Origin of the sequence: Caballeronia mineralivorans PML1(12), from assembly GCF_001028175.1 — a bacterium.
Classification (GTDB): domain Bacteria; phylum Pseudomonadota; class Gammaproteobacteria; order Burkholderiales; family Burkholderiaceae; genus Caballeronia; species Caballeronia mineralivorans.
In genome coordinates, this window is record NZ_AEJF01000108.1 from 101,134 (window position 1) to 125,456 (window position 24,323).

Below are 24,323 nucleotides of genomic sequence, written 5' to 3' on the forward strand. Positions count from 1 at the left end.
CCTCCCCTATGCTGCCCCTATGACAGGCCCGGTATGCCAGCCAGCGCCATCGCGCCAGAAGTGCTGCAACTGGCCATCAGTGCGCAAGGCAACCACTTCCAGGTCAAAGCCATAGGATCCCTCGATCAGTGCTGTCACGGCCTGAACATTAGAGCCGAAGGTCGCGCTTGTCCGCCACTGCATGTCACCTTGATTATCACGCCACCAATGCTGCACCTGGCCGCCGGCAGCAACGCATAATTCGAAATTGCCAATATGATTCTCGTCCGACGCTCCGTACTGGCCTTCGATCATGCAGGGAGGGCTGACAATTCCGGATCCGAATATCAATCCCGGTTTCCAGATGTTGCCACTATCGTCGTCGCGCCACCAATGCTGCATCTGGCCGCTGTTGAGCACAGCAACGAGTTCCAGATTACCTTGGCTTCCGTAGTGAGACTGAATCAGCGAAGCGCCGCTCAAGGCAATATTGCTCCCAAACCGGCCACCGTCATTCCAGGTCCAAGGCGGACCGTTGAGGCGCCACCAGTGGTTCAGCTTGCCATCGGCGGTATGCACTACGACCTCGAAATTACCCGGAGCGCCGTAGTTTCCCTGGATGAAACCAGGGACTCCGTCCGCGTCCGTCGGTCCGAACACGCCGCCGTCGGTCCACTTCTGGCCGCTCTGGTCGAAGTAGAAATGATGCAGGCGTTTGCCCGTGGTCAGATACACGCATTCGAAGTTGCGATTATAAGTAGTACCGGTGAGCGTGGGGCAGACCGCAGCATCGTTGGCGCCGATGAGTCCCGCTGTATTCCACGTGAGAGCAACCCCATCGCGCCAGTAGTGCACGACCTGGCCGCCAGGAGAAGCAGCGAGTAATTCGAAATTGTCGTGGGCCGCACCGTCGCCGCTTTCGATCATGGATCCGTTATGCACTCTCCGTTTTGTCCACGGATCAGTATTCGTTCCTTGAACGCCCAGTTTTGCCCAACTATCGATGTCGGCCTGACCATATCCGATCCAGCAGTATCCGCTCATGCCCCAACTTGTCCCCCACGAGTTTTTTATCAGCCATGCCTGTTTGGTATCGTCATAGCCTACGATGCACACGCAGTGGGTGCCGCGGAAGTAGTTGGTGGGGCTGGTGGGCCCCTTGATATATACCCCCGTCGCGTAACCATCGAAGTCGTGGTAGACGGAGAAAGTGACGCCAAGCGGACCTACGGCATCGAGCCATTTCTTCTGGTCGTCGATACTGCCGAGTTCCACGTGAGGAGAGATCTTGACGGTTCGTCCACTGCGATCGGCCGTCGGCGTGTAAGGCGGATCGTTTGTGCGCCACGGGTAGCATGCGGGGTCGCAGATTCCGTTCGAGGCGATCCAGTTGAGCGCCGCAGCGGGGTCACCACCGTTCGCGCATTTGAATCCCATGCCATCGTGAACGTCTCCCTCCGACCGTTTGCTCCAGACGAAATGTTCAATGCGCGCCATGCTCTCGACAACGGCAGTGGCGCAGAAGGCCCAGCAGGATTCGCAGCCATCCTGGTCCTGCACGGTCGTGATCCAGGGCCATCCCCAACGAACGCGCCAGTCAACAGCGGTCGCGACACCCGCACCGGCAGCTGGCGCGGCGGCGCCCGGACTGATCGCTGCATCAAGCGCAATCTGAAGCGGGCCCAGGATCGGCGACCGTATAAAAGCTGGGGCGACGACGAGGCCAAGTTCCTTGCGACGTGTAACGATAAAATTGTTCGGGGCGGGCAACAAAATCTGCTTCAGATCAAGGACGGGAACGTCTGTGGCGCGGCGCAGATTTTTCGTGTCGCCGCCAAGCGAATGGGTAGCAATTGGCGCGTTGTCCGCTAACTTGGGGTCGGCGCTCCATGGCAGCGCTACCCCCCCAATGTGATCGCGCAGCGTACCGGCAGTGAATTGGTTCGGCATGTATCCTCCTTGGCTATAGTGCGAATTTCTCCCTTAACGCATCTGTTTATTGCTTTACAAATTAGTAGGTGTGCTAATAATATAATTATCATTTCTTGATCTACAAACGTTCAGGAAACAGGTTATCTATCTATTGAATCCGTGATCATTTCCATCGCTCGGAACGCAAACATGAACTAAAGCGACCGAATCATCGGTGGCCGTTGCGGCAGTGGAGTGCCGACGAGTTCGAAAGACAATCGCCACGAACGCACTGTGGACGGCGTTTTGGACGCGCAGGGAAGGTTTATGTCGGCGTGTTCAGCGCAATGCTTGCTCCCTCTCGCTTAGTCACTAGCTGAACCAGAGTGCGACACTGCCGGGCGGATATGCAAAGAGACTCTTAACGGGTTAACTTATAGGTCAATTTTTAAAGGCGAACGGTAAAGTTACAAAAAATATATGCTGGCTTGTCAAGCTGACATTGGGTCTTCACGTGACCTTTTCGTGACATTTAAAATTATTGCGCTTAGTGCTGTTTTTGGCACGATTGCCTGCCCACTCGTGAGTCGTTCATTTGAAATCCCGCACGAATTTCTTGGGGTGAGTGCATCAGGAAATTCACGTGTAACGCGGCGAGTGTTCGCCAGAGAAAATGTCCGTGCCAGTCCGGCGCCGTTTATATGTGCGCGGACAATTTTTCCTTGGACAGGACGTAGGCGCCTTCGAATACCTGTGGGCGCTCCGTAAAGAAATTGAAGTAGCCGCGCGGGTGACCGGTACAGACCTCAATCAATTAGGTCAAGACAACTGTGCTGGTAGGCACGACCACGCTGTACATGTCAAACAAGATTCTTCCCCGTCAGAATAATCTGTTCTTAAAAGCCCCAAGCGATGTCGGCGTTTCGTAAGCCAGCGGCAGGCTTTTGCGCGAGAAAAAACACGAGGAGACCCGATGAAAAAAACGACACTGGCCGAGCCTCCGCCTCCTGGCTCCGCGCTGCGATCCAGTGCCTCGCCGACCGGACGTAAGCCCACCCGCATGGCAGGAAACGCGGCCCTGTTATGCGTATTGTCGATGTCAAGCGTGCAGTTCGGCGCGGCGCTTTCTGCGCCGACAATGAACACCTTTGGCTCGTTCAGCACGACGTGGATCCGGCTCTCCTGGGCGGCGATCGTGCTCGCTCTGATCGTCCGCCCGAAGATTCACACCTACTCACGCTCGCACTGGTTTGCAGCAGGTTCACTGGGTGTCGCGATGGCTGGCATGACCCTATGCTTCTTCCTCGCCATCCAGCGCATACCACTGGGACTGGCGGTGGCTATCGACTTTCTCGGACCGCTCACGGTTGCCACCATCGGTGTGCGCCGCATGCGGGCACTGATCTGGCCGCTGCTCGCCTTAGCGGGTGTGCTGTTGCTTTCGCGGGATCGAGCGGGCTGGGTCGGGGAGCCGCTCGGCGTCCTGCTCGCAGTTGGCGCGGCAACGGGCTGGGGCATCTATATCGTGCTGATGAAAAAGACCGGCGCGATGTTCAGCGGCCTTGAAGGTTTGTCCGTCTCGCTGATCGCGGCCGCCATCGCCGCCATGCCCTTCGGCTTGCTGCAAAGCGGTGGCCACATACCCTTCGCTCAGGTGGGTGCGACCGCCGGTCTTGCACTGCTCGTGCCATTGCTGCCGTACGCGCTCGAGATGGTCGCGCTACGGCATATGCCGGCCTCCTCGTTTGGTATTCTGATGAGCGTCGAACCAGCGATCGGTGCGCTCGCCGGCTTCATCGTGCTGCATCAGCCGATGACCGCGATGCAGTTAGCCGGCATGTTTCTCGTCGTGTGTGCAAGCATCGGGGTGGTGGTGTTAGCACCCTGAGCAGGATTGCGGCAAACCGTCGCAAGGAAGGTAATCGTAAAACATGCGATTGCCGCGGGCTCACAAACCCCGCTTTGCCCGCCAGCAATCTGTCCAGCCAACTGCTAACATGCGAGTCGCCGAGGCGGGAACGCGCACGCGTCAAGCCTCTCTCACACTCTCTAACCTGCCATGTCTCTGCTCAGCCTGCTCGTCCCATGGGAGCCTTCTTTCGGGCTCGTGGCAGTTTTCATTGTTGCGGCGGTGCTGTTTGCACGAGGGTCGCGCCGTGTTCATATCAGCGTTGCCCGACGTGCAGCGTTTTGGGTCGGCCTTGCGCTCTTTTACATAGCGCTTCACACACGGTTCGACTATTACGCCGAGCACGAGTTCTTTGTACATCGGCTACAGCATCTGGTGCTACACCATCTAGCTCCGCTGATCCTGATGTCCGCCTATCCAGGTAGCGCGCTTCGAGCCGGCTTGCCGTTGCGATGGCGCAGTGCACTGCGGCGTTGGCAACATCGCCGGCCAGTGCGCATCGTAGCCGCGGTCGTGCTCAACCCCACCTTCATCTCCGCGACCTTCGTCATCTCGGTTGTCTTCTGGCTGATTCCATCCGTACAGTTCGTTGCGATGCTGGACTGGCGTATCTATACCTTCATGAACTGGTCAGTCGCGGTGAGCGGCCTGCTGTATTGGTGGATGCTGCTCGATCATCGGCCCCATCCGCCAAGCCGTACCCGGCCGGGCTTGCGGGTTCTGTCGCCTGTCATCACGATGACGCCCCAGATCCTGGTCGGCGCGATCATCACGTTCTCGTCGCACGACCTGTATCCGGTTTTTACGCTTTGCGGCCGTGCGTTCACATCGGTTCCGCCCGCGCTCGACCAGAGCCTGGGCGGCCTGATCATGTGGGTGCCTGCCGGTGTACTTGAAGCCATTGGCGCAATGATGGCCTTGCGCCACCTGATGCGCCTGTCCGAACTCCCTGCGCGAGTGCCGCCCAAATCAAGGCCTGCGAAACGCGGGGTGAAGCCGGTCCTTAGAGATCTTTAACCAGCCGCAGCGCATCGTAGATAGCCGCGTGCGTATTGCGAGCAGAGACAGCATCGCCAATTCTGAATAACTGAAACTTACCCTCGGCATTTGAACTGCGCGTCTGTACTCTGCCCTCAATGAGCTGATCGTAATCGACTGCACCCAGGTTGCTCGATAGCGGCTTCAGGTCAAAATAGAGGTCATCCATGGGGATGGTGCCGTGATTCACCACGACCTGGTCATAGCGTTGCTCTTTTCGAATGCCACCATAGTCGCTTCCCACGACCGCCACCAATTCACTCCCCTCTCGATAAACCGCCTCGAGCCGATAGGTAACCGTGAACGTGACATCGAGCTTCTGTAGCGAGCGCATGTACGGCACCAGGTTCATGCTCATCACTTCAGGCGAGAAGGATCTGTCCGGCGTCATGATCTCGAGCTTGCCACCGGCTTGAGCGATCACCTCTGCTGCCTGAAGGGCGGAATGGTCACCGGCGTCATCGAAGAGCAGGACGTTCGATCCGGGTTTGACATCGCCTGAAATAATGTCCCACGCCGACACGACAGGATCGTTACCCGCGCTTAGTACGTCCGTGTGCGGCAGACCGCCGGTCGCAACGATCACAACGTCTGGGTTCTCCGCAAGAACGGCATCGGATTCGGCCCACGAGTCGAATTTAAACTGCACGCCATGACGCTCGCACTGAGCCATGCGCCAGTCGATGATGCCGATCATTTCCTTGCGTCGCGGGCTTTGCGCCGTCAGCCGGATCTGACCTCCGGGATAATGCGCCGCCTCATGGACGACCACATCATGTCCACGCTCACCGGCCACGCGAGCGGCCTCGAGTCCTGCCGGCCCTGCCCCGATGATCACCACCTTTCGCCGGACGTCGGCGCGCGCAATATGGTGAGGCATGGTGAGCTCACGCCCGGTCGCCGCGTTGTGAATGCAGAAGGCAGCGCCGCCTTGATAGATGCGGTCAAGGCAGTAATTCGCCCCGACGCATGGACGAATATCGTCCTCGCGTTTTTCGATGATCTTCCGGACGATATGCGGATCCGTCATATGAGCGCGAGTCATACCCACCATGTCGATTTTTCCCGACGCGATCGCGTGCCTTGCGGTCGGGACATCGGAAATTCGGGCTGCATGGAAGGTCGGGAAAGCGGTTGTTTCGCGAATCTCCCCCGCAAAATCCAGATGCGGCGAACTCTTCATGCCCTGAATCGGAATGACGTCGGTGAGTCCCGCGTCCGTATCCAGATGACCGCGAATCACGTTGAGAAAATCGACCAGGCCGCTTTCCTTTAGCTTCCGTGAAATCTGCAGGCCATCCTGTTTCGTCAAGCCGCCTTCGATCATCTCGTCGGCCGTGTATCGCACGCCGACCAGAAAATTCGCGCCCACACGCTTGCGAATTGCCGTGAGTACCTCGAACGTGAATCGAAGGCGGTTATCGATAGAACCGCCATATGGTGCATCCAGCGTGTTGGTCAAAGGCGACCAGAACTGATCCATCAAATGACCGTAGGCTTCGAGCTCGAGTCCATCGAGCCCGGCAGCCATCATCCGTTCCGCCGCGTCTGCATAGTCCCGGATGATGCGCTCGATGTCCCAGTCTTCGAGCTTCTTCGGAAAGGCCCGGTGCGACGGTTCGCGGTTATGCGACGGTGAAATCGCAGGTAACCAGTCGCCTTTGTCCCATCGGGTGCGCCTGCCTAGATGAGTCAACTGAATCATCACGGCCGCGCCGTGCTCATGGCATTCGTCGACCAGTTCCTTCATCCAGGGCACGACCTCGTCCTTGTAGGCCAGGACGTTATTGAATACCGGAGGGCTGTCGCGCGATACCGCCGCCGATCCTGCCGTCATGGTCAACGCAATGCCTGCCTTGGCGCGCTCGACGTGATACGCGCGATAGCGCTCCTTGGGCAATCCATCTTCTGCGTAGGCCGGCTCATGAGATGTCGTCATGATCCGGTTACGCAAAGTCAGGTGCTTGAGTCGATAGGGTTGCAGAAGCGGATCATTCGTCATGGCAGTGCCTTCAGACATTGTTAGGGACAGTCGCCGTTCTATTGCGGCAATTACAGCAGCAGGCGCGGGATCGTTTCGTCCCAGCTACGCTCGCGCACCATCTGCCCGTTTTCCTCGGCGCCTAACGTGCCTTTCAGATAAAAGCGTTCCTTATCGGAGGACATCTGCACTTCGCTGCGCACAAGGATGTCCCACCCTTCGCGTCCCATGCGCAGCGATTGCGTCAGCGTATATCGGGCGCTCAGTGGATCGTTGCCTTGGACTTGCAGGACACGCTTCAGGTTGTGCTCAACGGTTGTATCGATGTCGGTGAACCGCTGAACGCCTTCCCCAAAGAGGCCGCCAATGCCTTCGGTAACGTACGTCCATTCGCCTGTTGTCAGGTCGTAAGACGACGTGCGCGTCATGCTCCCGGTACGTACTTGCTCGGCGGGCGTCGCGGGACCCCGCACGGGGGCGTGGAACTCGAGCGGCGGCTCGTCCGCTTTCGCTTCACGTATCGGCAAATGAAGCACTGTATTGCCGAGCATAACGTCAACCGTCGCGTCTTCGGGCGCGGGCCAGATCAGCGGCCAATAGGTCGTCGCCAACGACAATCGAATCCGGTTTCCGGCTCCAAATTCATGGGCGCACGCATCGAGCGTCAGCCGCACGCGATACCGTTCGCCCGGGGTCAACGCGGCAGGCTCAACGGACCCGTCACGGTGCGTCAGGTTGAAAACGCCATAACAAACGCGTGTTACCGCGCCGTCCGGCATGACTTCGGAGAGCCGTGCGCAGAGGTAGGCGACCGGCCGGTCGCTCGATACATCCACTTCCAGTTCCGGCATGCCAAGCAGCGCTAGTGGTTCGGTCAGCGGGGCGCTGTCGAATACTTGTGCGAGGCCATCGTCGATACGCTGGTCGGCCGGGGACTCCCCTGCCACGCCCGTTCCCATCCATTCGCCGGCAGCCACGCCGTGTCCTTGCGGCGTATGAATAAGCACCCGCGTCGCAGTCTCAGGAGCCGTGCGTGTCAACGTTCCATTGCCCAGGTACAGGGGCTGCATCGTGACCCCAAGGCTCGGCCATGCTGCTTCGGAAATCCATCTGCCTGGTGTCGTGGCGTAAGTCGTCTGTGGAGCACGCGGTGTCTCCATCCATACGCGCAGCGCCGGGCGGTCCAGCGCATCATGCGCGTCATCAGTGCGCAGCCATCGGTTCCACCACTCCAGGGCTTCCTGCAGAAAACCGACGGCAGGTCCGGGTACGCCGTCATGCGGATAGATATGCGCCCAAGGTCCGATCAGGCCTTGCCTCGGCACCTGCAAGCCGTCCATCAGGCGGAACACGGCATTCGTATAACTGTCAGCCCAGCCGCCGATCGCAAACACCGGGCACTGGATAGCGGACCAGTCCTCGCATATCGAACCATGACGCCAGTAGTCGTCACGGTGCGGATGTTCCATCCACAGCGCGGGAAAGAACGGCAGCGTGTCGAGCCGCTCGAGCCACGCAGCACGCCATTCGTCTCCATACAGCAGCGGGTCCGGCGGACGGCCCTGATAGGCGAGCATGATGCTGCCCCACCACAGGTTGTCGTTGAGCAGGCAACCGCCTTTGTAATGAATGTCGTCCGCATAACGATCGTCGGTCGAATAGACTGTGATGATCGCCTTCAATGCAGGCGGCCGGCGCGCGGCGACCTGCAATGCGTTGAAGCCTCCCCACGATTTACCCATCAAGCCGACCGCTCCGCTGCACCACCGCTGCCGCGCAATCCATTCGATGACCTCGAGCGCGTCGTCCTGCTCTTGCAGCACGTATTCATCCGCCATCAACCCATCCGACTCGCCGCTGCCGCGCATATCGACGCGCACTGCAGCGAACCCTTCCGATGCGAAGTAGTGATGCATCGGCTCGTCGCGCGAACGAGTGCCGTCACGCTTGCGATACGGGATGTATTCGAGGATGGCGGGCACGGGCGCTGCGTCGGTCCCGGCGTCGCCGGGCAACCAGATGCGCGCTGCGAGCCGCGTCCCGTCCGCAAGCGGAATCCAAAGGTGCTCGATCACCCGCACCTGCCCCGCCTGCTCATTGTTCCGCTGCATACTTCAACTCTCCCGTGAACGTCTTCGATTCGGCCGGTCGTGCACTGTGCAAGAGATTTTCATCGAGCCATCCGATCCGCAGTTCGGGAACCGATGACAACAGTCGCTTCGTATAGGCATGGGCCGGCGCATTGAACACATCGGCCGTGGCGCCTTGCGCGATGACTTCACCACGCAGCATCACCGCGACGCGCTGCGCAATGCGCCTCACCGTGCCGAGATCGTGGGTAATAAAAAGGTACGACAGCCCGATGCGTTTTTGCAGGGACTCCAGCAACGAAAGAATTCCGTCTGCGACCAGTGGATCGAGGGCGGACGTGACCTCGTCGCAAATCACCAGATCGGGTTGTGCCGCCAGTGCGCGCGCAATACAAACGCGCTGCTTCTGTCCGCCGGATAACTCAGTCGGTTTCCGGTCGATGAACGTTTCCGGCAGTTCAGTCAGACGCAGCAATTCCAGCACACGTTCACGAACCTTATCCTTATGGATACCGAAATAAAATTCCACCGGACGGCCGATGATCTCTCCGACGGTGTGCATCGGATTGAGTGCGACATCGGGTGACTGATAAACAAGCTGGATGCGTCGCTTTAGTTCACGTGAGCGTTCGGCCAGATGATGCGGCAGCAGAGCGCCGTCGAAGCGCAACGTGCCGCTCTGCTGCTCAATGAGCCCCACGATCGATCGTGCAACCGTGCTCTTGCCGCTCCCGGATTCGCCAACGAGCGCCAGTGTTTCACCGCGCGCAAGCGTTAGCGCAACGTCACGCACGATCGCCTTGCCGTGATAACCGGCATTCAGTCCTTCGATACTAAGCAGCGGCTCGGTCGCATGAGGAGGACCGGCGCGCAACGTGCCAGTCACGCTGCGCTCAGCGACCAGACGCTGGGTGTATTCCTCACGCGGCGCGTTCAGCACCGCGTCCGTCGTACCCTCCTCGACCATCCGTCCGTTGCGCAATACCATGATCTTGTCTGCAACCTGAGCCACCACAGCCAGATCGTGCGAGATGTAAAGCGCGGCCGCGCCGAACTCACGCACGATCCTGCGCAACACGACCAGCACCTCTATCTGCGTGGTGACATCGAGCGCCGTAGTTGGCTCGTCAAGCACAAGGATTGATGGCTTGCACGACATCGCCATGGCGACCATCGCACGTTGCAATTGCCCGCCGGAGACCTGATGCGGATAACGCCGCCCGAAGGTGTCCGGGTCAGGCAGATCGAGCGACGCAAACAACTCGCGCGCCCACTTCTGCGCTTCGTCTCGGCCCATTAATCCATGCCGCAGCGGTCCTTCGCAAACCTGCTCGCCGATCGTCAGCGCCGGATTGAATGCCGCGGCCGCGCTTTGGGCCACATAGGCGACCTTGGTAGCGCGTAGCGCACGCTGCCGTTGAGGCGTTACGTCCAGAATATTCTCATCGTCCAGCCACACTTCGCCACCGGTGATCCGGCAGCGGCCCCGCGCATAACCGAGTGCTGCCAGTCCGATAGTCGATTTACCCGCGCCGGACTCGCCGATCAACCCGAGCACTTCTCCTTGCGCGAGCGTCACGTCGACGTTGTCGACCAGCACCTGGCCATTGGGCGCCTCTACCCGCAACGCACGCATCCTCAGGACCGGATTCATGCGATCGCCCCCGCCTGCCCGACCGCTCGCACCGACAACAGCCAGTCGACGATCAGATTAATGCCTACAGTCAGCAACGCGATCGCCGCAGCCGGGACAAGTGGTGCGATGCCGCCGAAATTGATCACCTGCGCGTTGTCGCGGACCATGCCGCCCCAGTCGGCGTACGGCGGCTGGATGCCCAGCCCGAGAAAGCTCAAGCCGGCCACGAACAGGATCGTGAATCCGAAGCGCATGCCGAACTCCGCGAGCAGCGGAGGCACCGCGTTCGGCAGGATCTCGCGGCGGATGATCCACGCGAGCCCCTCTCCACGCAGCCGCGCCGCTTCCACATATTCCTGCACGGCGATCCCCTGTGCGACGAGCCGGGCGAGCCTGAACACGCGCGTTGAATCGAGAATAGCGATCGTGCCGATCAGCACCGGCATCGACGTGCCCAGCACCGACAGGATCATCAGCGCGAAGATCAGCACCGGCATCGCCATGAGCGTGTCGACGACGCGCGACAGCACATGATCGACCTTGCGTCCCAGCACCGCCGCCGCAAATCCCGTGACAATGCCGAGCGAGAACGACAGCAGCGTGATTGCGAGTGCGAGGCCAAGCGTCGTGCGTCCGCCGTACAGCAGCCGCGAAAGCATGTCGCGCCCGATGCTGTCGGTGCCCAGCCAGTGACCCGTACCCGGCATCATCCATATGTCGCCGACGGTCTCAGTCTCTCCGTGCGGTGCGATAAGCGGTGCACACAGCGAGGCCATGGCGATTACCGCGACAATCGCCATCCCAATCGCGGCGCTCATGGGCATCTGCTTGCCAAACACTTTCATTGCCCCTTACCTCGCATGCCGCAAGCGCGGATTTGCCCATACCGCGAGCACGTCGGACACGGTATTCAGTCCGACATAGGCCGTTGCAAAAAGCATCCCGCACGCCTGGACCACGGGCAGATCACGCTTCGATACCGCGTCCACCATCAACTGCCCGACGCCCGGATAAACGAACACGACCTCGACCATGATGACGCCGACGATCAGATAAGCCAGATTGAACGACACAGCGTTGATGATCGGCGCGAGCGCATTAGGCAGCGCGTGGCGTACCACGATCCACCACTTGGGCAAGCCCTTCAGGATCGCGGTCTCGGTGTACGCGCTGCCCATTACGGCGAGCACGGATGCTCGCGTGGTGCGCAGCATGTGCGCGGCGACGACGAACAGGAGGGTCAGGGTCGGCAGTGTGGTTGCATAGATACGCTCGGAGAACGCCATGTCGGGCGACACGGCGGCCAGGCTCGGCAGCACTGGAAACTTGACCGCGAGCAAGAGCAGCAGGATGTAGCCGACGAAAAACTCCGGCATCGATACGCTCGCGAGCGACAGCACGCTGGCCGCCCGGTCGAACACGCTGTCTTGCCAGATCGCCGACGCAATGCCGACCAGCACCGACAGCGGCACCGCGACGATCGCCGCGTAACCCGCGAGAAACAGCGTGTTGTACAGCCGCGGCAACAGGTCCTCGCCAACCGGACGTCCGTTCGTCAGCGACGTCCCGAGATCGCCGTGGATGAAATGCACGAGCCATTGCGCATAACGTTGAAGCGCTGGATGGTCGAGGCCGAGCGACGCACGCAACGCCGCGACGGTTTCCGGCGTCGCCGACTGCCCCAGAATGGCTGACGCTACGTCACCGGGCAACAGCTCAGTGCCCACGAAGATCAGCACCGAGACGAGCCACAGTGTCAGCACACCGGCCAGCACCCGGTGCAAAACAAGACGCTTCATTACGACTCCAGCCAGACGTGTTCCGCGAGCCGACCACCCATGAAGTTAAACAGCGGATGCGGCGTAGCGCCGCGAAGCTTGTTGCTGGTTGCATCGATATAGTCGGCGAAGAGCGGAATCATCGCGCCGCCGTTATCGCTCACCATGAGCTGCATCTCGCGGTACAACTCGCGGCGCTTGGTGTCGTCGAGCATGGCGCGCGCTTCGGAAAGCAGCGCGTCGAACTTCGGATCGCGCCAGTGCGTGTCGTTCCACTTCGCGTCGGACTTGTACGCAGTCGAGAGCATCTGGTCCGCAGTCGGCCGTCCGCCCCAGTAGCCCATGCAAAAAGGCGCCTGCATCCACACCTTGTCCCAGTAGCTGTCAGCAGGCTGGCGGCGGATTGAAAGCTGGATGCCGGCAGGCGCGCATTCCCCCTGAAACAGCGCAGCCGAATCCACCGCACCGGCGAACGCGGCATCCGACGTAGACAACTCGATCTTCAACTCCGACAGCCCCGCCTTCTTCAGATAGAACTTCGACTTGTCGGGATCGTATGCATGTTGCGGCAAATCCGCGGCGTGGAAACGGTCGGTCTTCGGAATCGGATGGTCGTTACCGATCGACCCGTAGCCACGCAAGATCGTCGTCAGTTGCTTCTGGCGATCGATGCCGTATTTGACGGCGAGCCGCACGTTGTTGTCGGAGAACGGAGCCGTCGCGCAATCCATCAAGAACGTGAAATGCTGCCCACCCGCGGAGCGAACGATGTTGACCGTCGGGCTGCGCTTGAGCAGGTCGACGGTCTTGAAGTCGACCCGGTTGATTGCATGGACCTGGCCCGAGATCAGCGCGTTCGTGCGAGCGGTGGCGTCGTTGATCACGATCAGCTCGACCGCATCCACATACGCCCCATCGGCCTTCCAGTAGTTCGGATTGCGCTTGAACAGCGAGCGCACCCCCGGCGTGAATTCGCCGAACACGAAGGGGCCCGTGCCGATCGGATGGCTCCAGTCCTTGAAGCCGTTCGGCACCACCAGCAGGTGATAGTCGGACAGCAGGTAAGGCAGGTCCGCATTGCCGCTTTTCAGCTTCATCGAAATCTGCAGCGGATCGATCTTCGTGATCTCGGTCACGAAGGCGAGACTCGACTTGATCGCCGACTTCGAAGCGTCGCCGCGATGCAGGTTGATCGAATAGATCACGTCGTCTGCATCGAGAGTCTTACCGTTGTGAAATACAACGCCCTTGCGCACCTTGAGAATCCATTCGGCAGCGCCCGGTTTCGCTTCCCAGCTTTCAAGCAACTCGGGCTGCGCGTGCATCTTTGCATCGATCTCGACCAGGCCGTTCATCAGCATGTACGCCTGATTGAGCGGCACCCAGTCGGGCAGCAGTGTCGGATCGATGGAGTCAGTTGTGTTGCCCCCGCTCATGCCGAGCTTGAGCAGGCCACCGCGCTTGGGCTGCGGTGCGGCAAGCGCGCTGGCCGGGAGGATCAGGCCAAGCCCCGCGCCTGCGCCGAGCGCTGCGGCACCCTGGAGAAACTGGCGGCGGTTCAATTGGCGATCCGGATTCTTATGCAGCGGCAGGTCAGGCAAGTCCCCTTGATCGTCGAACGGCTTCATGCTTGAACTTCTCCTCAGGGTGTCAACGCGTGGGATTGGGGTGCTTGCGGGCTCGCTCAATGCAAGCGCTTTTTTAATCGGGCAACGGGGTCAGAGCGGTGACCTCGCGGCGAGTATCGGTAGGCAAAACTATGCGGTCAACGCACTTTATTTTCACTCTCGCATAACAACAGGTAATATGAACGCCAGCACACTGGACGTAAGTTGCCATGCGAGCAACTCAAGCGTGTCCCCGCAGAAAACTGGAAGCGCGAGAAATGAAAGGTTACCGTCGCCTGATTCCTTCGCTAAACGCATTGGTCGACTTTGAAGCCGTTGCGCGGCTCAAGAGCTTCACGCTGGCAGCCGACGAACTGGGCGTGACACAGGCCGCTGTCAGCCGGCAGATCCGGTTCCTCGAAGACGCCATGAAGCTGCAGTTGTTTCATCGTCTGCACCGTTCCATCGCGCTCACGAAAGAAGGCGAAGACCTGTTTTTCGTCACGTCGGAATCGCTCCAGAAGATCGCGGGCACCTTCGACAGTCTCAGCAGCAATACGCGGGAGCAAGAGTTTGCAATCCTGGCGACCGCTGCGTTTTCCCAGTTCCGTATCTTGCCCAGGCTGCCCCTGCTGAAGCGGTTGCAGCCGCAGCTCAAACTACGCCTGACCACGCAGATGTTCACCGCGGACCTGCGTCACAACGAAGTGGATATCGCCATTCGCTACGGGTCAGGTAATTGGCGTGACGGTCACGCAACCCTTCTCTTCAATGAGGAGGTGGTGCCCGTCTGTTCACCGTCCTGGCTCGAGGCGCACAGCCAACCTCAATCTCTGCACGACCTGAGCCATGCCCCGCTCATTGCGTACGACTCCACCTCCGAAGGCTGGATGGGCTGGGAAGACTGGTTCGATACATTAGGCATCAAGCGCAGCCGCCTGAACTACGTGCTGCGTTTCAGCCTCTATACCGATGCCGTTCAAGCCGCGCTGCAGGGACAAGGCATCGTGCTGGGCTGGCGGTGGATGCTGGGCGACCTGCTGACCTCGGGACGCCTCGTTCCGCTCGGCGATGCCTCCATCAAGATGACCGACGCGTATTACGCCGTCGTGCCGCACGGACACGCTGTCACGCCGGCGGTGGATGCCGTGATCGAGTGGCTTCGCGACGAGCCAGTCGCATGAAGCGCTAACAATCCGAACGCCGGGTTTGCTCGCCGCTGCTATTACCTATAGTTATGCGAGCGAGAAAATAAAGCGCGTTGACGGCTCGAATTGGCCTATCGATACTCGGTTCACTTCGCGACTCAGGTCGTGCCAGTCAACGTAGAGAATCTGATAAGGACCGGTGGATGTCGAGCATCAATGGCACTACGCACGGCGCTTTGTTTCGCAGTCGGGCTTTAGGTCACGGCATGCCCGGCGCCCTGTTTGGCCGGCAGGATGTCTTCGAAAACGACGTCGATATCTTCTTCCACAAGCACTGGATCATGGTCGGCGTATCAGCCGATGTACGCGAGCCGGGCGACATCTCGACAGTCGACATCGGCCGGGCCTCGATCATCATTGTCCGCGACGACGACAACATCATTCGCGCTTACCGCAACGTGTGCCGTCATCGCGGCGCGCGCTTGCGGGAGCCGGGCAAGGGGTCGGTCGGTTTGCTCGTCTGCCCTTACCATCAGTGGACCTACGGACTCGACGGCGACCTGAAACATGCGGCGCACATGGGACAGGATTTCGACCGCACATGCCGCAGCCTGATGCCTGTCCGTACGCGCGTAATCGGTGGCTTGATCTTTGTGTGCCTGAGCGATGACGCGCCTGCGGACATCGCCGTGTTCGACGAGACCATGACACCGCGCCTCGAACCGTACGACCTGTTCCGCACAAAAATTGCCTTCGAAACGGACATTATTGAAAACGGCAACTGGAAGCTGGCAATCGAAAACAATAGGGAGTGTTATCACTGCGGCGCGACGCACCCCGAGCTCACCGTATCGTTCCTGGCTGAAGATTTCGGCTTCTGCCCTGACGGGTTGAGCGAGGAGTCCGAGCGCGCGCTCGACGAATATCGTGCGCTCAATGCGGCTTCATTAAAGAGTTGGGAAAAGGATGGGCTGCTAAGCTCGACCGTCGAGCAGATGGATAACATAGCAACGCTATTCCGAACGCAGCGCCTCGTCATTGCCGGCAACGGTGAGTCACAAACAATGAACACGAAGGTCGCCAGCACGAAGCTTCTCGGCAACAACACACGTCGGGATCTCGGCGATACTCATCTGTGGACGCACAGCTCGTGGTCGCACTTCATGAGCGACCACGCGGTCGTTTCGTACCTCATCCCGCTTGCGCCCGATCGGACGCTGGTACGAACCAAGTGGCTCGTCCACGAGGATGCAGTCGAGGGCGTTGACTACTCACTGTCGAATCTCATCGAAGTGTGGCAAGCGACCAATGCGCAGGATGCCCGTCTTGTCGAGATCAATCACCAGGGTACGCAGGATCCGGGTTACAGGCCCGGACCTTTCTCGCCGTTCACCGAGTCGTATCTCGAACGATTCTCACGCTGGTACGCGGCGCGGCTGGAAGCGCACGGCCTTTGAATACCGTGCGATCAACCGTGGTTGCCGGATATCGCCCAATCGATAGCGGCATCGAATAACGCTGAGCCATCGGGACTCAGTTTGTCGAACGTACGGTTACCGAGGAACAGCCCGACCCGGCGCGCCGGAGCGATGAAGTCATAATCCATCGTCGCCCCTTTTTCATAAGCGAACACGACCGCGTGTTGCGGCTCGCCGGGAATCGTGGCGATGATCGTTGCACCGGGCGCAGGTTTGCCCCAACCCATCTCGTCGTCGCGTGGATAGACCCAGCGCTTTCCTGCAGGCAAGCCGCCTGCTAACGCGCTAGGTGCGTTGACGACGTTGATGTAGTGCTCTTTCTCGACCTCGCCGAAATCCTCGCCTTTCTTCGCACCCGTCAGGCGCAGCGAGTCGAACAAGTCCGATTCCCACGTGACCAAGGGGACGTTCACGTTCTTGTATGACGTTCCTGTCATGTCGCGGGCACTGACGACCGACGAGATGACCACCAGATCCTCACCCTCGGCCGCTGTTGCTGGCGCGCTTTCATCGACCATGGTCACGATCATGCCGCGCTTCTCCAGATGCTCGCGGACCTTGTCATCGATCTCCCGATCCTTGTGTTTAAGCCGGGTGACGTAAAGCACCTTTTTCTGCGCCGTCACCTGCTCGCCGGCGGCCTGCTGGGCAGGGACAACCGGCGCGTGCAGCAAAGCCGCAAGCAGCACGAGCGGAGTCAGTCTGCGAACGCGCCTCAGGAGGCGATCACGGACGGTGAGCACAGGTGGAATCGTGGAGAAGCGTTTCATTGGCGGAGGAAGAGAGTTCAGGAAATCGTTATGGTTAGATAATGCGACTCATTCGCATTTATAAACCAGACATCCCTATAACTCAACTATTTTCCGGATTAACCCCTCCTCTCCCGGACGGATCGGCTTACAAAAGCACCATTCGGATACATCCCGTCGAACTTATGCAACCGCCTTCTGCGCAGTAAGGTAGGCGACCCGTTCCGCGCTGACGAACTGGCGCGCTTCGACCCGTGGGCGAAAAATGTGCTCGAACCATTGCCGTTCTTCCACGGTGAATTGTTCAGCGAGAATCACGCTAAGCGGCGGGGCCCACGGATGCGGCGAATGGCCGAGAAACACGTCCCAGGACGGCACCATGGCCGGCCGCACATCGATATGAAATTCCAGGTGGATCTCGGCGAAACCGGCATCCAGCGCAAAGCGGACCAGATCGCGCTCACCGAAATTCGTGATCGGGCTCCTGGCAATCTTCTCCTCGGTGTCAGGAAACTGCGCAGCTTTCCATCGATGTAGAAAAGGAAAAAAGCGGTCTTCGGATCCCGCAGGCAGGGAGTCGACCATTATCTTCAGGGAGCTCGCTTCGAACGCATCGTCGCGAAAGATGGGCTCGGCTATGGAAAAACGTCCGCCCGGTTTAAGAATGCGGTGGAACTCCCGCAATGCGGCCATCTTGTCGGGCACGTAGGCAAGCACTGCGCGAGTGGTCACGACATCGACAGACGCGTCTTCGATGCCTGTTAGTGCCTCGGCCGAACAATTAAGAAAGGTGCATTGCTCGTGGACGTCATGCTGAATCGCGAGCGCTTCGGCGTGCCTGAGCAACGGGACAGAAATATCGGTAAGGAGCACGCGAAGCGATGCACCAATGCGATCGATGGCGCGGAACGCAACAAGACCATCCCCGGCGCCGATGTCGGCCATGACCATTCCAAGGGCTAGCCGTGCGCCATTGATCACGCGATCGGCGTAGGGTTCTATCGCCGCGCGGACAGCGCGTTCCTGCTCCGGATCGCCTGCGTGACGCGTGTGCAAAAGCCAATCGGACCATAGGTCGGATCGAGACTCGGGTGAGTTGTTATTCATCGCTCGCGGTCGCCCTGGCGTAGAAATAAAAGGTATTTGCCGCTAAAGACCAAAGGCGGAGAACTTGCGCTTAGGGATCCGGGCCGTGTCGCCAAGCGAACCCCGGGTCGCTGCGCGCGAGTCTAAAACACTAAGCTTAGGGGAAGCTGAGGGAACCCTGTCTCAGGGCGAAAAATTGCGGCCTTAGCGCTTGCGCACCCTCGCTAGCGACATCTGCCGCCAACTCCAGCGCAATACACCGCCTCACGCTAAACTAGGGGGTTAAAGCGACGCGACATGTACGCGGTCAGCAGCAGTTGGCTAGACACTGGGACCACCGGAGACATTCGTTCGATGAACGGCGCAGACTTACCAGGCATGCTTCCCGATATGCTGCCGCGACTGTGGGCATTCGCGCTTCGCATTTCGGGCGACCGGCACGACGCCGAGGACCTCGTCCAACGAGCATGCGTGCGGGCGCTCGAGCGCGCACATCAATTGCAACCCGATACATCCCCGTTAAGCTGGATGTTTTCGATTGTCCACTCCACCTGGATCAATGAATTGCGAGCGCGCAGCGTACGCAAGCGCTCCAGCATGGAATGGGACGACGACTTCCTGGAAAACGTCGCCGACCCGGTCGACAAGGGTCCGGAAGCTCAGCTCATGCACGGCCAGATCATCAGCGCCGTTGCGCGGCTGCCCGAAGCGCAGCGTGTGGTCATGCTGCTGGTCGCGGTCGAAGGCTTGAGCTACCAGGAAGCTGCGGAGGTTCTGGAGGTCCCCATCGGCACCGTCATGAGCCGTCTGTCGCGCGCGCGGCAGGCCGTCGGCGCACTGTTCGGCACGCATGATCCTAAGCCCAAGGCTTCGGTGACGCGAAAGGACTCCATCGCATGAAAACCGATGACCTTTTGCTGATGGCTTACGTAGACGGAGAACTGCCGCCCGATGAGTGCCTGGAAGTCGAGGAGCACATCCGTGCGTCCACCGAAGCGGCGGAGCTGGTAGCGCTGCTGCGAACGTCGCGTCTCGATTACAAGCAAGCGTTCGCTACGCAAAAATTACCACCGGTCCCGGATTCTCTGACGCAGAAAATCGAAGCAATGGCCCGCGCGCATAGCAATAAAAGCGCGGCTCAGGGTGCAAACGACTCCTCTATTCCGACACCGTCCGTAGCTATCGCCGCCACACCGGTTCGCTCACGTTTGCGCTCGGTGCCCACCTGGCTGGCGGCGGCGTGCGTCGCGGGCGCGTTTTGTGGAGGGCTATTTCTACGGCTCGGGCCTCTTCTCAAGACGGGTGCACCGGGTTCGAGCAGCGCCGTGATGGTGAGCGCCGGCAAGCTGTCGCCATGGGTCGCCGCGGCCGTTGGCTACCAGCAGCTTTACACACGCGATACGCTGGCTTATGTCGAAGACAATCCCCAAGTGTCTTCAAAAACAGTCGAAGATATTCGCCGTGACGACGGACTCGCGCTGCATATCCCCGATCTACGCAGCGCCGGCCTGATCTTCAAGTCCGTGCAACGCTTGGTGTTCAATAACAAGCCGCTCGTGCAGATTGTTTATCTGCCCGAGAAAGGGCCGCCTATTGCGCTATGCGTGATGAAAGACGTCAAGCCGGATCAAGCGGTCACCGCACAGGTGGTCGACACCATGCACGTAGTCACATGGCGGCAGGCGGAACTTAGCTATGCGTTGATCGGCAAGCCTGAAGGCGTCGACCTGGACGCACTCGGCAAGCGCATTTCGAACCGCGAGGTGGATCAGTTATTCAGCAATGCGACGTCGGTTTTAATAGCGCTAGCGGGATAAGCACTAATGGGCTTAAGGCTTAGGCGCTAAGTCCTGAGCCTTAAACCACGCGTTTTCGCCAAGAATCCGCCGCAAGCGCTGCGCCTGTTGGTTTTACGTAAGCGGAATGCTTAGTCGATCGAACCACATCCGGTTGCGTGAAACGCACAATGCGTCGCTCATCGACGAAACGCGGCTACACTTGTAACAGGCTTGACTCGTCGTTTTCGCCGGTTCTTGAATCGGCGCACGGGAAAAGCGAAAATCTAATCATCAGCGAAAGTAAAGCTCAGTCTTATTTATGAAATCGGACGATATCCTGCTGATGGCCTACGTGGACGGCGAACTGCCGCCGCACGAACGCGAGGAAGTCGAGCGCGAACTGCGCACGTCTGCCGACGTGGCCGAGCGCGTTGCGCTTTTGCGGGCTTCGCGGCTGCCGTATCGCGATGCGTTCGCCGGGCAAACGCTGCCACCAGTGCCGCCAAGCCTCAGCGCGAAGATCGAAGAAATGGCGCGTGCTGCAAAGGCTAAAGCTACGCAGCCGGGTGCAGGTGCGAGTGTCGGTCCCAACGTTGGCGTCAATGATCCCGTGGTTCCCCGCACTCCCGGGAGCGCGTCCTCCTCGCCCATCCGCTCGCGGTTGCGCGTTGCGCCGGCGTGGCTCGGCGTCGCCTTCCTGGCGGGTGCTTTTGCCTGCGGCCTCGTGCTTCGGCTGGGCGCCGGTGCAGGTCCGGCATCGAATGCGGGCGCTTCGCTTGCATCGGTCGGCACGGGCGTGTCGCCTTGGGTGATGGCGGCGGCCAGCTATCAGCAGCTCTATTCCCGCGAGACGCTTGCGAACGTCGATACCAACACCGATCTGTCTATCAAGACCGTCAAGGAAATTCGTCAGGATGATGGTCTCGCGCTCCGCATTCCCGATCTGAGTGCAGCCGGACTCACCTTCAAGCGCGTTCAGCGTCTGCGCTTCAACAACAAACCGCTCGTCCAGATTGTCTACTTGCCCGAGAAAGGCGCGCCCATTGCGCTGTGCGTGATGAAAGAGGTCAAGCCCGATGCGGCGGTCGCCGATCAGCGCGTGGCCTCCATGACGGTCGTCACGTGGCGGCAGGCCGAGCTCGGCTATGCGCTGATCGGCCAGCCTGACGGTGTCGACCTGTCGGCGCTCGGCAAGCAGATCTCCTCCGGCGAGGCCGCCCCGCTGTTTAGTCGCGAAACCTCCCCGGCTTCGATGGCTCCCGCCCTGGCATCAGCAAACGTGGCCGCCGGCCCCCGCCCGTTTATTTTGGCTAGCGCGGAATAAATTCAATGCTTAGCTGTTGTGTTAAGCGAGCCGGCTTTGTTCCGGCGCGTCTGACACTTAGCGGAATGCATGAAATACCCGGTAGGGGGAATTTCGTAGTATTACGCTCCGGCACGCACGCGTTCCACTTCTGTGCTCTGCACGTTGTCACGATGCTTGAACAGCGTGAAGTCAAAAGCGATCAGCACGAACTGTCCTTCAACACCATACGGTTTCCCCTCGACTCCCTCCGCCTTCTTCAGTGCGGGTACAAGACCGTCACGCGTAGCAAACGCGAAGTCATCCCACAGATACGGATCACCGTCGATATTGATCTGCGTAGTCAGCTTGCGATAACCAGGTGCCGAGATAAAGAAGTGAATATGCGCCGGACGATGACCATGTCGTCCCAACTGATCGAGCAGTTGCTGCGTCTTGCCCGCAGGCGGCACGCTGTATCCAACCGGCACGACGCTCGTAAAGCTATAGTTACCCGCGCCGTCGGTGCGGATGGTTCGACGCAGATTGAACGCCGGTTGCGACGGGTCGAAGTATGAGTAGTTACCCAGATGATTTGCGTGCCACACCTCCACCAGCGCGTCCTTCAGCGGCTTGCCGTCCTCGCCCACCACCCGCCCACGCATGACGAGCGTCTCGCCCGGATCAGTGCCGTCATCCAGACGCGCATGCCCCACCGATTCCGGCGCACCCGCTACATACAACGGTCCTTCGATCGTGCGCGGCGTACCGCCCCCTATCCCCGCCTTTGCTTCCACCTCGTCCAGACGCAAGTCGAGGAAATGCTCGAAGCCAAGACCCGCCGCGAGTAGCCCAAGCTCGCCGCTCTTGCCCGCTTCGCCAAGATAGTTGAGCGCAGTCCAGAACTCATCGGGCTGCACGTCGAGGTCTTCGATCGTATAAAACAGGTCCTGCACAATGCGGTTCACGATCGCCTTCGTGCGAGGATTGCCCTCGCTGGTGGCACTGTCGTTAATGGTCTTGAGCAGCGCGTCGATGGCTTGGCGGTTCATGTTTGTCTCCGTGTGTTGTATGGGGTCGGTGTAAGTCAGTGTGGATCGCGCCGCAGCCGTTCGATACGCTCCCAGTCGAGCGTGATGCCCAGTCCCGGGCCTTGCGGCAGATGCAAGGAAAAGTCTTCATAACGCAGGGGCTCCGTGAGGATCTGCTCGGTCAGCAAGAGCGGACCGAACAACTCCGTACCCCACTTCAACGAGCCGAACGTGCTGAAGAGTTGCGCCGACGCAATTGTGCCGACCGCCCCCTCCAGCATCGTGCCGCCATACAGGTCGACATGGGCTGCAAGCGCGATCGATGCGACGCTCGCCGCACCCAGCAGCCCACCGGACTGGGCAATCTTGACGGCGAAGACATCGGCGGAACGAGTGCTCGCAAGAGCGAACGCGTCGGCGGGACCATGGAGTGCTTCATCGGCCATGATCGGCACGCGGGCGAGGTCAGTGAGGCGCTTGAGGCCTGCGTGATTCGCGGCTGATATCGGTTGCTCGACAAGGCTTACGCCGGCGTCGGCGAATCGCGGCAACGCCCAGATAGTGTCCGACTCGCTCCACGCCTGATTCACGTCCACCCGCACATCGCCGCGCTCGCCGAGTGTCTGCTTAATCGCAACAACATGCGCCACATCGTCGGCCACCGCGCGCGAACCGATCTTCAGCTTGAACACGCGATGCCGCCGCAGATCCAGCATCTGTTCTGCTTCGTCAATATCGCGCCGCGTGTCGCCGCTCGCAAGCGTCCATGCCACTTCAACGGAGTCTGTCACGCGACCGCCGAACAACTCGGAAAGCGGCACGCCGATCCGCTGGGCGTGGGCGTCGAAGAGCGCCGTTTCCACCGCACATTTCGCAAAACGATTGCCCTGGAATAGGGTGCGCAGCTTCGCCATGGCCGCACCGGGCCGCGTTGCATCCAGCCCTTTGAGCAAGGGTGCGAAATAGGTATCGATATTGACCTTGATGCTTTCGGGACTCTCCTCGCCGTATGCGAGACCGCCGATGGTCGTGCCCTCGCCCACGCCGCTTACGCCATCCGAGCAGTGAACCCGGACCAGCACCAGCGTCTGACAGTTCATTGTTGCAACTGACAGGCGATGCGGACGGATCGTGGGGACATCGACGAGAAGCGTCTCGACGCTTTCAATTTTTACCGTTGTTGCCGACATGCGCTTCCTCCTGGAAGACACATGGTAGAAATAAACGGCCTGTGAAGTCCAACACCCGTTCCGACTACTTCCATACCTTGAAGGTATGGAGTCGGCATTCTTCCAATAGATACATATAAAAATCAATGACTTACATTTCGACGCAACAAGCTGGCATCCTGAATTAGTCGTTGTACCCCCACTTTACCCCCACTCCAGATGCGGGCAAGTTCGAGAGTCTTCGGCAATGTCCGGCATCACCGGCAACATGAATCGCCCTAGAATCTCTGTCCGCCGGACACTTTGCTCAAGTTCCAAGTGGTCGCTAAATTCACGTACCAGTTGTAAAGGGAGAAGTCACATCCGCTTTGCTTGCGATAGCAATTTCGTTATTGACCGTTCTTCGGGCTTGTTCGGAAGCTTGTTCGCGCAATATGCGACCCTCCCAAACAGCCAAATTGGTAGACGCACTCTTCAAATCCTGGCGGTCATGCGGTGAAGGTTCGGGTCCTCTCTTGGCACCAACACGTAGTCCGGAGCAATCCGAAGAAGTCCGGAAAACCCCGCAAAGCCTTAAAATTGCGGGGTTTTTTGTCTTTTGCGTTCCGATCAGGTCCAGTAATATCCGGCGTTTTTACGTATACTGGTGCGTATACCCGTTTCGGGGGCAACG

18 protein-coding genes are annotated in these 24,323 nt (G+C 59.6%); 7 read left to right on the top strand and 11 right to left on the bottom strand.

Going from position 1 to position 24,323, the window contains the following annotated elements:
- Positions 1-6: 6 nt before the first annotated feature.
- A complete protein-coding gene (locus EOS_RS17300) occupies positions 7-1,929 on the bottom strand; it encodes a C1 family peptidase (RefSeq protein ID WP_053063922.1) in 1,923 nt (640 codons plus the stop codon).
- Between the two features lie 1,021 nt (positions 1,930-2,950).
- On the opposite strand from EOS_RS17300, the gene EOS_RS17305 reads away from it, so the two are divergent.
- A complete protein-coding gene (locus tag EOS_RS17305) occupies positions 2,951-3,778 on the top strand; it encodes an EamA family transporter (protein ID WP_407639152.1) in 828 nt (275 codons plus the stop codon).
- 171 nt (positions 3,779-3,949) lie between these two features.
- Positions 3,950-4,816, top strand: coding sequence for a cytochrome c oxidase assembly protein (locus EOS_RS17310; RefSeq protein ID WP_047847882.1), 867 nt, complete (start codon positions 3,950-3,952; stop codon positions 4,814-4,816).
- Here EOS_RS17310 and EOS_RS17315 read toward each other — a convergent pair.
- The 6 genes from EOS_RS17315 to EOS_RS17340 are packed head-to-tail and all read right to left on the bottom strand — an operon-like array spanning position 4,803 to position 13,950.
- Positions 4,803-6,839 carry an NADH:flavin oxidoreductase gene (locus EOS_RS17315; protein ID WP_047847883.1) on the bottom strand — a complete coding sequence of 679 codons (2,037 nt, stop codon included), beginning with the start codon at positions 6,837-6,839 and terminating at the stop codon, positions 4,803-4,805. The genes EOS_RS17310 and EOS_RS17315 overlap by 14 nt on opposite strands.
- A gap of 50 nt (positions 6,840-6,889) precedes the next feature.
- Complete coding sequence (locus EOS_RS17320) at positions 6,890-8,929, bottom strand: CocE/NonD family hydrolase (RefSeq protein ID WP_047847884.1); 2,040 nt, start codon at positions 8,927-8,929, stop codon at positions 6,890-6,892.
- A complete protein-coding gene (locus EOS_RS17325; protein ID WP_047847885.1) occupies positions 8,913-10,562 on the bottom strand; it encodes an ABC transporter ATP-binding protein in 1,650 nt (549 codons plus the stop codon). Before EOS_RS17325 ends, EOS_RS17320 begins: the two co-directional genes overlap by 17 nt.
- Positions 10,559-11,362, bottom strand: a complete 804-nt coding sequence (locus tag EOS_RS17330) for an ABC transporter permease (RefSeq protein ID WP_235442853.1) — start codon at positions 11,360-11,362, stop codon at positions 10,559-10,561. Before EOS_RS17330 ends, EOS_RS17325 begins: the two co-directional genes overlap by 4 nt.
- 33 nt (positions 11,363-11,395) lie before the next feature.
- Complete coding sequence (locus tag EOS_RS17335; RefSeq protein ID WP_047847887.1) at positions 11,396-12,343, bottom strand: ABC transporter permease; 948 nt, start codon at positions 12,341-12,343, stop codon at positions 11,396-11,398.
- Positions 12,343-13,950, bottom strand: coding sequence for an ABC transporter substrate-binding protein (locus EOS_RS17340; RefSeq protein WP_082163398.1), 1,608 nt, complete (start codon positions 13,948-13,950; stop codon positions 12,343-12,345). The genes EOS_RS17335 and EOS_RS17340 overlap by 1 nt, the downstream gene beginning before the upstream one ends.
- Before the next feature lie 257 nt (positions 13,951-14,207).
- Between EOS_RS17340 and EOS_RS17345 the strand changes: the two genes are divergently transcribed.
- Both EOS_RS17345 and EOS_RS17350 read left to right on the top strand, forming a co-directional pair.
- Complete coding sequence (locus EOS_RS17345; RefSeq protein WP_047847888.1) at positions 14,208-15,113, top strand: LysR substrate-binding domain-containing protein; 906 nt, start codon at positions 14,208-14,210, stop codon at positions 15,111-15,113.
- A 167-nt stretch (positions 15,114-15,280) separates the two neighbouring features.
- Complete coding sequence (locus EOS_RS17350) at positions 15,281-16,534, top strand: aromatic ring-hydroxylating oxygenase subunit alpha (protein ID WP_047847889.1); 1,254 nt, start codon at positions 15,281-15,283, stop codon at positions 16,532-16,534.
- Between the two features lie 11 nt (positions 16,535-16,545).
- Here the strand turns inward: EOS_RS17350 and EOS_RS17355 are convergent, their stop codons facing one another.
- Positions 16,546-17,298: a hypothetical protein gene (locus EOS_RS17355; RefSeq protein WP_235442854.1), complete on the bottom strand. Its 753-nt coding sequence runs from the start codon at positions 17,296-17,298 to the stop codon at positions 16,546-16,548.
- Between the two features lie 189 nt (positions 17,299-17,487).
- Positions 17,488-18,360 (bottom strand): class I SAM-dependent methyltransferase, encoded by an 873-nt coding sequence (locus EOS_RS17360; protein WP_053063923.1) that lies wholly within the window; start codon positions 18,358-18,360, stop codon positions 17,488-17,490.
- A 384-nt stretch (positions 18,361-18,744) separates the two neighbouring features.
- Between EOS_RS17360 and EOS_RS17365 the strand changes: the two genes are divergently transcribed.
- From EOS_RS17365 to EOS_RS17375, 3 genes are all read left to right on the top strand, one after another.
- A complete protein-coding gene (locus tag EOS_RS17365; protein WP_047847891.1) occupies positions 18,745-19,290 on the top strand; it encodes an RNA polymerase sigma factor in 546 nt (181 codons plus the stop codon).
- On the top strand, positions 19,287-20,207 hold the full coding sequence (locus EOS_RS17370) for an anti-sigma factor family protein (protein ID WP_047847892.1): 921 nt from the start codon (positions 19,287-19,289) through the stop codon (positions 20,205-20,207). Before EOS_RS17365 ends, EOS_RS17370 begins: the two co-directional genes overlap by 4 nt.
- Before the next feature lie 280 nt (positions 20,208-20,487).
- Positions 20,488-21,492, top strand: a complete 1,005-nt coding sequence (locus EOS_RS17375) for an anti-sigma factor family protein (RefSeq protein WP_047847893.1) — start codon at positions 20,488-20,490, stop codon at positions 21,490-21,492.
- A gap of 101 nt (positions 21,493-21,593) precedes the next feature.
- Here EOS_RS17375 and catA read toward each other — a convergent pair whose 3' ends face one another.
- Together catA and EOS_RS17385 are read right to left on the bottom strand one after the other, a co-directional pair.
- Complete coding sequence (gene catA / locus EOS_RS17380) at positions 21,594-22,502, bottom strand: catechol 1,2-dioxygenase (protein ID WP_047847894.1); 909 nt, start codon at positions 22,500-22,502, stop codon at positions 21,594-21,596.
- A 35-nt stretch (positions 22,503-22,537) separates the two neighbouring features.
- Positions 22,538-23,671 carry a muconate/chloromuconate family cycloisomerase gene (locus EOS_RS17385; protein WP_047847895.1) on the bottom strand — a complete coding sequence of 378 codons (1,134 nt, stop codon included), beginning with the start codon at positions 23,669-23,671 and terminating at the stop codon, positions 22,538-22,540.
- Positions 23,672-24,323: the final 652 nt, after the last annotated feature.

Excerpts from the sequence above, each read along its gene's own strand:
- EOS_RS17300 (WP_053063922.1), bottom strand. The coding sequence starts at position 1,929 with ATGCCGAACCAATTCACTGCCGGTACGCTGCGCGATCACATTGGGGGG.
- EOS_RS17305 (WP_407639152.1), top strand. The coding sequence starts at position 2,951 with ATGGCAGGAAACGCGGCCCTGTTATGCGTATTGTCGATGTCAAGCGTG.
- EOS_RS17310 (WP_047847882.1), top strand. The coding sequence starts at position 3,950 with ATGTCTCTGCTCAGCCTGCTCGTCCCATGGGAGCCTTCTTTCGGGCTC.
- EOS_RS17315 (WP_047847883.1), bottom strand. The coding sequence starts at position 6,839 with ATGACGAATGATCCGCTTCTGCAACCCTATCGACTCAAGCACCTGACT.
- EOS_RS17320 (WP_047847884.1), bottom strand. The coding sequence starts at position 8,929 with ATGCAGCGGAACAATGAGCAGGCGGGGCAGGTGCGGGTGATCGAGCAC.
- EOS_RS17325 (WP_047847885.1), bottom strand. The coding sequence starts at position 10,562 with ATGAATCCGGTCCTGAGGATGCGTGCGTTGCGGGTAGAGGCGCCCAAT.
- EOS_RS17330 (WP_235442853.1), bottom strand. The coding sequence starts at position 11,362 with ATGAGCGCCGCGATTGGGATGGCGATTGTCGCGGTAATCGCCATGGCC.
- EOS_RS17335 (WP_047847887.1), bottom strand. The coding sequence starts at position 12,343 with ATGAAGCGTCTTGTTTTGCACCGGGTGCTGGCCGGTGTGCTGACACTG.
- EOS_RS17340 (WP_082163398.1), bottom strand. The coding sequence starts at position 13,950 with ATGAAGCCGTTCGACGATCAAGGGGACTTGCCTGACCTGCCGCTGCAT.
- EOS_RS17345 (WP_047847888.1), top strand. The coding sequence starts at position 14,208 with ATGAAAGGTTACCGTCGCCTGATTCCTTCGCTAAACGCATTGGTCGAC.
- EOS_RS17350 (WP_047847889.1), top strand. The coding sequence starts at position 15,281 with ATGTCGAGCATCAATGGCACTACGCACGGCGCTTTGTTTCGCAGTCGG.
- EOS_RS17365 (WP_047847891.1), top strand. The coding sequence starts at position 18,745 with ATGAACGGCGCAGACTTACCAGGCATGCTTCCCGATATGCTGCCGCGA.
- EOS_RS17370 (WP_047847892.1), top strand. The coding sequence starts at position 19,287 with ATGAAAACCGATGACCTTTTGCTGATGGCTTACGTAGACGGAGAACTG.
- EOS_RS17375 (WP_047847893.1), top strand. The coding sequence starts at position 20,488 with ATGAAATCGGACGATATCCTGCTGATGGCCTACGTGGACGGCGAACTG.
- catA (WP_047847894.1), bottom strand. The coding sequence starts at position 22,502 with ATGAACCGCCAAGCCATCGACGCGCTGCTCAAGACCATTAACGACAGT.
- EOS_RS17385 (WP_047847895.1), bottom strand. The coding sequence starts at position 23,671 with ATGTCGGCAACAACGGTAAAAATTGAAAGCGTCGAGACGCTTCTCGTC.